8 protein-coding genes and 1 pseudogene are annotated in these 9476 nt (G+C 41.5%); 5 read left to right on the top strand and 4 right to left on the bottom strand.

Features of this window, described 5'->3' with window-relative positions; translation table 11 throughout:
* Positions 1–977 (top strand): ATP-binding cassette domain-containing protein (locus HMPREF0519_RS09705; protein ID WP_003635803.1); only part of this gene is annotated, 977 nt, incomplete at its 5' end.
* Between the two features lie 72 nt (positions 978–1049).
* On the opposite strand, the gene HMPREF0519_RS09700 is transcribed toward HMPREF0519_RS09705, so the two are convergent.
* Positions 1050–2006, bottom strand: coding sequence for a zinc-binding dehydrogenase (locus HMPREF0519_RS09700; protein WP_003635801.1), 957 nt, complete (start codon positions 2004–2006; stop codon positions 1050–1052).
* 139 nt (positions 2007–2145) lie between these two features.
* Entirely contained in the window at positions 2146–2574 is a 429-nt protein-coding gene (locus HMPREF0519_RS09695) for a hypothetical protein (protein WP_003635798.1), read from the bottom strand.
* Between the two features lie 208 nt (positions 2575–2782).
* On the opposite strand from HMPREF0519_RS09695, the gene HMPREF0519_RS09690 reads away from it, so the two are divergent.
* Positions 2783–3424 carry an NAD-dependent epimerase/dehydratase family protein gene (locus HMPREF0519_RS09690; protein ID WP_035462284.1) on the top strand — a complete coding sequence of 214 codons (642 nt, stop codon included), beginning with the start codon at positions 2783–2785 and terminating at the stop codon, positions 3422–3424.
* A 391-nt stretch (positions 3425–3815) separates the two neighbouring features.
* The gene (gene nhaC / locus HMPREF0519_RS09685; RefSeq protein WP_003635793.1) at positions 3816–5231 is read left to right on the top strand and encodes a Na+/H+ antiporter NhaC; all 1416 of its coding nucleotides are present in this window, start codon (positions 3816–3818) and stop codon (positions 5229–5231) included.
* Positions 5232–5398: 167 nt separating this feature from the next.
* Here nhaC and HMPREF0519_RS09680 read toward each other — a convergent pair whose 3' ends face one another.
* The gene (locus HMPREF0519_RS09680; protein WP_003635792.1) at positions 5399–6250 is read right to left on the bottom strand and encodes a metallophosphoesterase; all 852 of its coding nucleotides are present in this window, start codon (positions 6248–6250) and stop codon (positions 5399–5401) included.
* A gap of 672 nt (positions 6251–6922) precedes the next feature.
* Positions 6923–7204, bottom strand: coding sequence for a hypothetical protein (locus tag HMPREF0519_RS09675; protein ID WP_225429142.1), 282 nt, complete (start codon positions 7202–7204; stop codon positions 6923–6925).
* A gap of 493 nt (positions 7205–7697) precedes the next feature.
* Here HMPREF0519_RS09675 and HMPREF0519_RS09670 point away from each other — a divergent pair, with 493 nt between their 5' ends.
* A complete protein-coding gene (locus HMPREF0519_RS09670) occupies positions 7698–9002 on the top strand; it encodes a glycosyltransferase family 2 protein (RefSeq protein WP_003635790.1) in 1305 nt (434 codons plus the stop codon).
* A pseudogene (locus HMPREF0519_RS13930) lies at positions 8999–9476 on the top strand (hypothetical protein); the annotation flags it as partial. The gene HMPREF0519_RS09670 and the pseudogene HMPREF0519_RS13930, both read left to right, overlap by 4 nt.

The raw sequence follows: 9476 nt of genomic DNA, 5'->3' as shown, positions 1-9476 counted from the left end.
GTGATCATATGCCGAATACACCAGTCATTCAACTTTCAAATATTTCTGTCGTTTATGATCAGCAAAAAGCAATTGATGATTTGTCCTTATCGGTTTATCCGCACGAAATCATGGTGCTGGTTGGCGAATCCGGTGGCGGTAAGACAACTATTCTGCGAACCATCAGCGGATTAGTTAAACCCGTAAGTGGACACATTTTAGTCAACGGACTAACGCTAAACGATCAGAATTTGAGAAAGATTCGATTAAACATGGGCTACGTTCTCCAGCAGATTTCTCTTTTTCCTAATATGACAATCAAGCAAAATTTAACACTGCTGCCTGAAATCAAACACCAGTCAAAGACTGCAGTCGACCAAACGATTAAAGAATTGATGGCTGCGGCAAAGTTGCCAATCGGTTATCTGTCAAAATATCCCAACGAATTATCGGGTGGCGAGCAGCAGCGGGTTGGCATCATCAGGGCATTTGGTACCAAGCCCGACCTGATTTTGATGGACGAACCATTCAGTGCACTTGACCCTGTATCACGCGAGCAGTTGCAGAACCTGACGCTTTCCATCCACCAACATTTTAACAACACCATTTTATTTATTACCCATGATATGAACGAGGCATTAAAAATGGGGCAGCAAATCGGCGTCGTCAAAGACGGGCACATTATTCAACTGGATACACCGGATAACCTTGTCCGACACCCAAGCAACGACTATGTTAAAACACTGTTCAACGGCAGCGAAGCCCACAAAATCGAAAACGTCTATATTCGCCGGTTGGTCTTGGCCGGGTATGGAAGAAAAACCCCGTTTAAGAAGTTACCGGTCACTTCTGTTGAAGGAGACCGGACACTGGGCGACTGTTATCAGCTGCTTGCTCAAAATCAGCAGTTAGCTGTTAGAAGGGACAGTCAGGTGATCGGCTATTTAAATTCGGAAAGCGTTTTAAACTTTTTGGCCACTAAAGCGACAAACAATTAGCTGCCTATCATAAAAAAGAGGAGGTTGGGGCAAATTCAATTTGCCCCAGTCTCCTTTTAATCGACTTAACCATTAGTAGTCACTATTAACCACGACCACTTTTCCAAAACTATCTGCTTGATCAAGAGCTGCTTGCGCATCACTGGTATGAACCAAATCAAATATTTTTGCCGGTTTAATGTCAATATGGTGGGTCTCGACAAGCTTAATCAGATCATTTAGATCGGATGCATTTGCTGTATCAGAGCTGAAGTGGGTCAAATAAGCCCCTGCAGGAATCCCAAACGGATCAAAATCGGCAACCGTCCATCGGGCATCGTCCATGCCGCTTAATTCACCGGTGAAACAGGTAATCCCGTTAACGTTCAAATGGGTTAAGGAATCCATCAATGTATCCGGGCCTACCAATTCCAGAATGGCATCAAAATGGTTTTCTGTTTGAAGCCGTCGCTGATCGTCCAAAAGGGTATCATCATAACCGGCTGCTTTCATTCGGGCAAATTTTTCGGGATCTCGAGTTGTTCCGGCAACCCTGATTCCCGGGACCATTGCCTTGGCAAGCCTCATGGCAGCCACCCCGACGCCACTGGTACCTCCACGAATCAGTAACGTTTTAGCCGTTTTGACTTTCATATTTAGTAATGATCCATAAGCCGTATAAAACGTTTCCGGTAATGCAGCCAGTTCAGGCCAAGATAACTGGGTTTCAACCGGATAAATACTGTCGTTGGGTAGTAATGCATATTCTGCATAACTGCCATCAAAAGCACGTCCCATGCCATGCATGAGTGAAATAACGGTTTGTCCTTCGGGAAGTCGTATGGAATCCGTCGATTTTGAAACAATCCCGACGCCCTCAATGCCCAGGATTCGGGGAAACTTAACGGGCGAATAGCCCAAACGGGTAAAGATTTCCGACCTGTTGATACCAAAACCTTTGATTTTGATCAAACTCCACCCCGGTTTTGTCTGAGGGGTTGGAACATCTTTTAACTTTAACTGTTCAGGACCGCCCGGCTGATCAATCACAATTGCTTTCAATTCTGATCATTCCCTTCTTCATTTTGCTACAGACTTATCATAACGCCAATTGAAGCGGGCTTCAGTCAAAGAAGCTTTTCCAAAAAGAAAAAGCCAAAACAACATAAGCTGCTTTGGCGACTTTGATTTAAATTTTTTGTTCAATCTTATCGATATCGACTTTCAAAACTCTGGTAATCCAAGGAAATTTCTTCTTCATTGTATCGAAGTCATCACCGGATGTTAAGAATTGGCCGGTCCCATAAACGTGAAAGCCGGCACCGGGTCCCTGGGTACCTTCGACCTCTTTACTCCCAACCGTTATAATCACGTGGTTGTCAGTTGAAAAATCCTGCTCTATGCTGTGCATGCCGGCCGCCGGAATCAGCAATTGCTTGTCTGTTACCTGGACGTATGACATCCAGGTATTAACAACGTGGGCTGGTTGCGCATTAATGGTTACAATTGTGGCAGGGCCCTCATGCTTCATGACATCTAAAAATTTTTGATCCATCGTAATACTCCCCTTCATCAACGTTTCAGTGATCGCAATTTGATCATTATCACCAATAATCATTTTACACCACCAAATTGATCAAAACACTTTTTTAAAAAACGTTCTTCAAGATTTTTCTCATTTCGAGATGAAATGAGTGATGACGTAGTGTAGAATGATAGGAAGTTCTTTAGCATCACGTATAACCATCGCACCACAAACACAAAAACGGAAAATGAGACTGATTTTATTTCCCCCTACTAAACAATTAAGATTGGATGGACGATTAATGATTATCACTGTTGTTGGCGGTAACGGCTTTGTCGGCAGCGGCATGCTGAAAGAATTAAGTCAATTCGACGACTTTGAGCTTTACAGTATTTCGAGAAGCGGCCGACCTGATAAACAAGTGACGCTACCAAACGTTAAATGGCTTAAAGGTGACGTTTCCCAACCGGGGCATTGGGAAAAAATCATCGCTAAAAGCGATTGGGTCATCGACTGCGTTGGGATTCTATTTCCAAATCCACTGACCAAAACCAGTTACTGGAAAAATAGTATCCAACCGGCTGAATCTTTAATTAATACGATTCATCGACAAAACATCGCATCGGACAATCCCAAAAAGACGCATTTCTTATTTGTCTCTGCAAACTATGGTCCGTTCTTCATGGCACCTTACATAAAAGCCAAACTGGAAGTTGAAAAAGATATGGCTCGTTTGCTGCCCCAAAATTCGGTTGTCGTTTACCCCGGGATTGTGACTGACAGCTCGAAACTGACAACCCGTCTACTGGAAAATCTCGCAAAAGCTCTGACCTTAAGCCTTTATTTCAAACGTCTGAGATTTGTTTCCAGGGATGTCATTGCCCAGGAAACGGTTCGGATTCTGACGGGTGAAACCAGTTTCTTAACAGAACGGGTAGACTAACACTTGCAATTTTTTCTTCCCCGTCTTATACTATCTACAATATTTAAAGTCGATTTACATGAAGTAGTTCCTTATCTGGGTGTCAGGAAGTTGGTGGTTGCTGCGAACCAATCAGGATAAGGCAGACGAAATACCGTAATATCATCGACAATGGTCAATAACTAGAATCCATTATCTTCTAGTGAGCGGTGTATGCTTTTGCGTGCACAAGTTGGGTGGTACCACGGTAAACGAATCGTCCCTATTACATTTAAGTGTAATAGGGACGATTTTTTGTTTTCAGAAAGGACTGTTGACGATGAAAGAAACAACTAATGGGGGCTTGGCGCGATATTGATTGACCAAGTTTTATAAATAAATTCAAAACATTAAAAAATAAAACGAGGTTAACATGATGACAAAAAGTAAATTAGGTTTAGTTGAAGCATCAATCGTATTAATGATTATTTTAGCAATTATGGGCATCGGCGTGATCGGCTTTGGCCTATCACCTCAAGTGCCGGTTTTATTAGCAATTACAGTCGCCATCTTTTGGGCAAAGACTCGGGGTTTTGACTGGCATGAAATCAATGCCGGAATTAAAGACGGTATTGATAAGGGTATCATTCCGATTGTGATCTTTATTTTGATCGGTGCGATGATCAGTACCTGGATCGCTGCCGGCACAATTCCAACGCTGATGGTAATCGGGTTTAAGGCCATTAGTGCACAGTGGTTTTTACCGACGGTCTTTCTGGTTTGTTCTTTGGTTGGTGCAGCGGTCGGCAGCTGCTTTACGGTTGTCTCAACCGTCGGCATTGCCTTCTTCGGTATCGGCGTCACAATGAATTTCAACCCTGCATTGGTGGCCGGTGCCATTATCGCCGGTGGTATTTTTGGTGATAAACTGTCGCCGCTATCCGAGACCAATAATTTAGCTGCCGCAGTGGTTGACACAGATCTCTTCAACCATATGAAAACCATTCTCTGGTCAACTATTCCGGCAGCTACGATTTCGACAATTGTCTTTGCCCTTTTGGGAATGGGACATAATCACGCCGATATGGCTAAGATCAATACCACGGTTGCTGCCTTGAACAATGATTTTCACATTTCAATTATCGCATTGATTCCAATTGCACTCGTTTTCATTTGTGCCGCTTTCAAGATGGCCGCAATTCCAACCATGCTTCTCAATATTTTTGTATCGGCAGCCATGATGTTTATGAACAATCCCCAATTAAATATAACTAAAGCAAGTAACATCATTACGAACGGCTTTGTCGCAAAAACGTCCAATTCTGAAGTCAACTTGTTATTATCCCGTGGCGGGATTGTCAGTATGATGCCAACGGTGGCTTTGATTGTGTTGACTTTATCGCTTGGCGGACTGCTCGTTCACTTCGGTTTGATCAGCGCAGTCATGTCGCCGTTATCAACCAAACTAAATAGTTCTGCCAAATTAATTACAGCCGCACTGGCTGCCTGCATTGGTGTGAATATCTTTGTTGGTGAACAGTTCCTATCTATCATTTTACCTGGGCGGGCATTCAAACAAACCTTTAATAACGGAGGTTTGGCTAGTGCCGCTCTGGGACGGGTCCTTGAAGATGGTGGTACTGTCTTGAACTACTTGGTTCCTTGGGGCGTTGGCGGTGTCTTCATTGCAAATACTCTGGGTGTCCCAACTATTTCATACTTGCCATTTGTTTTCTTCAGTCTCCTCTGCCCGGTTTTCTCGCTATTAAGTGGCTTTACCGGAATCGGCTTGAAGAAATCGACTACCTCAAAGACTCAAGAAGAACGACCGGTACCAGCACAAAATTAATTTGATAATTTAAACCTTAAACGGCTCCGGTGACTTCGCTGATTCTATCAACGAAGCTGCCGGAGCCGTCTTATAATCGTCATTAATAATGTTTTCTTCGGTGAATATGCAACCACTTCGCCACAAAGAAGGCCGCATCACAGCACAAAGTTTCCAATTTTTTCATCTCACCCATCCTCCAAAACAAACATTACCCGTTGAAGTTCACCCAACGCATCGGCCGGATTCTGCCACTGAAAGTCATATCCCAGCGAAACGTTTTGATAGTGGATTCCTCGATAATCAATAACATTGGGCATGTGAGAATGGCCACTAAGTGCCACCTTGACGTGGTTCTGTTCGAAGAGTTGGCGATACCGTTCACTTCCCAATTGATACGTGAACCGATCGTAAAACGGCACTGGCATCTCTCTGACCAACCGTTTTGTCGGCAACATATGCATCGCCACCAAAAGCTTTCTTGATCCCAGTTGCATTTGGTTAATCTGATGCTGCCAATCAAAGATTTGTTTGGTCACCCAGTCACGATCACGACGGTAATTAATCTGATTACCGTTAATGTATAACTGATCCGGCCAGACATGTTTAGCCACCCAGTTATTGGCAAGAATTGATCCCCGATTGTCACTGAACCCTTTTGCAAAAGTGTAATCATACCAGCCGTTAATGCCGGTAATAACCCAGTTTTTCGTCAAGAGCGGGTGCTGTGTCAGTGAAAATGGTGACTCGTCTAACTGATGATAAGCATCTCTTGAACGTTGTTGAATCGTTGAAACAGTTTTCTCACGGGGATGTGATACATATAAATCGTGATTGCCAACCAGCGTGTGAAAGGGAATTTCAAGTGACTGTGAAAGTGCATCATCAAATGCCAGATTCCTCTCAAGTCCATTGGCCGTATCACCCATGATAACCAAGTGATCAAGCCGTTCTTTCTTAACCAGTTCAACCACAACCGCAATAAAATGATGTCGCCGATTAAAGTCAATGTGCAGATCCGAAATAAAGCCAATTCGCATTGTTAGTCACTTCTCACTAAAGAAATTCATTTACTGAATTAAGCATAATAGGATATTAGACTATTTTCAAAAAAATAAGATGAATTTAAAAGATGTTTAAATGCTAAATTTCGATACGTAAATAAAAATATATCATTATTTTACCTCGAATTCATAATTCCCCCCCTGGTTCCACTCATAGTCTTTTAAAATATTACCCGCTCACGTTTTGGCAAACGGATGCCTTACATCGTTCAATTGAAATTTTGATGGTTGTAATCGTCACCTTCGCCTTGAATGCAACTATTCTATTCCCATTGTTTGTGCCATCATTTCCGCCTTCGGAAATGAATTATAAACCCTCGTTGATGGTGGTCCCTAACGAGGGATGGTTTACCCATCATCCGATACTACCTGTAAGAGTCTCGATCCAATCAACCTGACCAACACATTAGGCCAATTTCTGCTCCCATGCTTGTTTCCGTAACCATGGTTATCAAGCAATCTTTATCTTCGCTGTCTACATGGAAATCATTGGTAGTATTACCATTGCAATGATTAAACAAGTTCGATAAAAGCGTTCAAATAATTTTCATTTTGGGATAAATGATCAATTTTGAAGAATAACGGTAAACAAAAAAGTTCCGAAAACGCAACGCATTTCGGAACGACATTGAATCTGTTCAATTGAGCCTACCGGCTTGACTGTCCTGCCACTAATCGCTTCTCGATCTTTTCCAAATCCGCCAGAGTTCCCATTGTGCACTCATTGGTTTGAGCGCTCGCTTTGAGGTGCTCCATTAGCTTTGGTAAATCACGGGGAATCTCAAAGTATAATTTGGTACGACTGCTGTGAATCGTTGCCATGCCATTCAAATCCTCAATATAATAGGCATCCAAGCCCTGCTTTTTGGCTGCTTGGTTGTAATCCTCAAATGACAATTGAAGTTGGAGAATCAGATCTGGTAATTTCATAAACGTCATTCCTCCTTCTACTTCCTATTATAGTAGGATTAACTTCAAATAGTTGGTTATCGACAAATTAGATTGAACTTTCTTACTTTTCTCTAGTAAGTAAGAATAAACCATATTTAATATATCCTGAACTTTATACTGTCACAAAAAAAGTGGCTGCATAAAGCCAGTCACTTAAAGCAGATACCCTTATCAAAAATAAAAAACGTTACCGTCGATTAAGAAATTGATTGAGACTAGTAATCTTATAAAAGAAGGTGTTCTTGTGATTGCTAGTGGATATCCGTCTAGATAATCCTACCATAACAAGTTGGTCAAACCAGTAAGTTCGGTTATTTTTGTGAACACCTACAAAAATGTCCCTTAAAAAATGGTCATAAGTAAATAGATCTCATTCATAATTAAAGATCAACCTTTCAATTATATCGCTGGACATGGTAAACTAATGTATTGAGTAAAACTTTATCAACCATAAGTTAATTGTGAACATGCTATGTATATTAAGGGGGTTAACTTCATCTTTATCACTATTTATTTATTACTGTGGATATCACTATTGGACGCCATGGGATTTGGCATTTGGAACTTATTTACAGCATTGCGCGATAAACATGATATTCAACATTATACAAATGATCCGATCAGAAGTTTTGATCATCTATTCATTTTTGTACCTGCCCTCAACGAAGTTAACACAATCGTCAAAACCGTTAATGTTCTATTAGATTTACTTAACAGTCTCCCAATTAAAACCACTTTAGTGGTCATCGATGACGCATCAAATGATGGCACCACCCAAAAACTAAAATTACTTTCGAACCTTTCGGGCTTGAAAGTAATTTTTCGTCAATTTCCAAATGCCCAACAAGGAAAGGGAATGGCCTTAAACAGTGCCTTGGAATGGGTTGAAACACGATCGATGGCGCCCCAACGGACAATTATCGGTGTCATTGATAGCGATAGCCAGCCCAATAGCCAAATCATGGCACAAATTTATAAGGGCTTCACAAACTCAAATTATGATCTCATTCAAACGGGAATTGGCATTTCCAATCAAACTTCTTTTCTGACCCTCATGCAAGCCTTTGAATTTCAGGTCTCAAACTATCTGGAACAAGTCTTAAGAATGGACTTTGGTTCTGCAATGGCTAGTGGTAACGGTCAATTCATGACCTTGGAAATGGCTAGTGCTGTCAGATGGCATTCCTCTCTATTAGACGATTTGGAATTCTCCATTAACGGCTTCTTTAAGGGGTTTTATGGTGGCTTTTTACCCAATGTTTTAATGCCCCAGGAAGCTGTCACGACTTATAAAGCGCTGGTTAAACAACGAACCCGCTGGTGCCAGGGCGGTATGCAGTGTCTTTTCTCCTACGGCAAACGCATTTTTATCAATCACCATATTCCCTCAAGACTAAAAGCAAACCTATTGTTGTTCATGCTGATTCCGTTTGGCTCAATGATTTTTTCAATTGGGGCTTTCGAATCTATCATAACGATGTATTTTTTACTAATTCATAATTATTCCGAAACAATTGGTATTATCGCAATTATCTTGATTTTTGGAGTAGTAACATCCGCAATTATGACGATTGCAGCCTTTCGAATGCATTTAACAGATCATCAAAAATTCAATTTTATGAACAGTCTTAAAATGTCTTTGGGAAATTTACTTTATATCTGGCGCTTGGTACCGATTCCTTTTATCTCTCTTTGGCGACTACTTACTGGACAAAATAATTGGGTGAAAACAGCGCACACCGTTTCACACGACCATTCAGAGGAGGTTTCCAAATGATTCATACATTAAAAATGACAAGCCACTGGATCATCCGCCTTTTAACTATTGGATTACTACTGTTCTATTTGATCATGACTATTTCGGGGTATTTTGCGGACCAACAACAGCTGATTTACCCTGAAAAGCCGATTCTTATTATTGGCATCATTATTTCAATCGGCCTTTTTGCTTTGATCTGGGGAGCATCCTACTGGCTTTCCAAACAGTATGTCGGATGGCTGGTTGCAGCATTAACCCTTTTAACACTTCCTAAAATTGTTTTGGTTTTCCTATTCAAAATCAAACCAGTCTCTGATATGTATTCCTATAATGCACTCGGTGGGTCCAGTGCAAGTGGCGATTCATGGCACTGGATGTACACCCACAATGGTCTTGATTTAAACCCATTATTTCCACATGTCGTGCATATTAGCAGTGTCTTCGGTTGGATAGATCGGCTTTTTATTAACGCACCCCTCACTATCCAATTTT

Source organism: Lentilactobacillus hilgardii DSM 20176 = ATCC 8290 (assembly GCF_000159315.1).
Classification (GTDB): domain Bacteria; phylum Bacillota; class Bacilli; order Lactobacillales; family Lactobacillaceae; genus Lentilactobacillus; species Lentilactobacillus hilgardii.
This window is presented reverse-complemented; position numbering and strand designations above follow the sequence as displayed.

Bases quoted from the DNA above. Each gene is read 5' to 3' on its own strand.
- HMPREF0519_RS09695 (WP_003635798.1), bottom strand. From the start codon at position 2,574: ATGATTATTGGTGATAATGATCAAATTGCGATCACTGAAACGTTGATG.
- HMPREF0519_RS09690 (WP_035462284.1), top strand. From the start codon at position 2,783: ATGATTATCACTGTTGTTGGCGGTAACGGCTTTGTCGGCAGCGGCATG.
- nhaC (WP_003635793.1), top strand. From the start codon at position 3,816: ATGATGACAAAAAGTAAATTAGGTTTAGTTGAAGCATCAATCGTATTA.
- HMPREF0519_RS09680 (WP_003635792.1), bottom strand. From the start codon at position 6,250: ATGCGAATTGGCTTTATTTCGGATCTGCACATTGACTTTAATCGGCGA.
- HMPREF0519_RS09675 (WP_225429142.1), bottom strand. From the start codon at position 7,204: ATGAAATTACCAGATCTGATTCTCCAACTTCAATTGTCATTTGAGGAT.
- HMPREF0519_RS09670 (WP_003635790.1), top strand. From the start codon at position 7,698: ATGTATATTAAGGGGGTTAACTTCATCTTTATCACTATTTATTTATTA.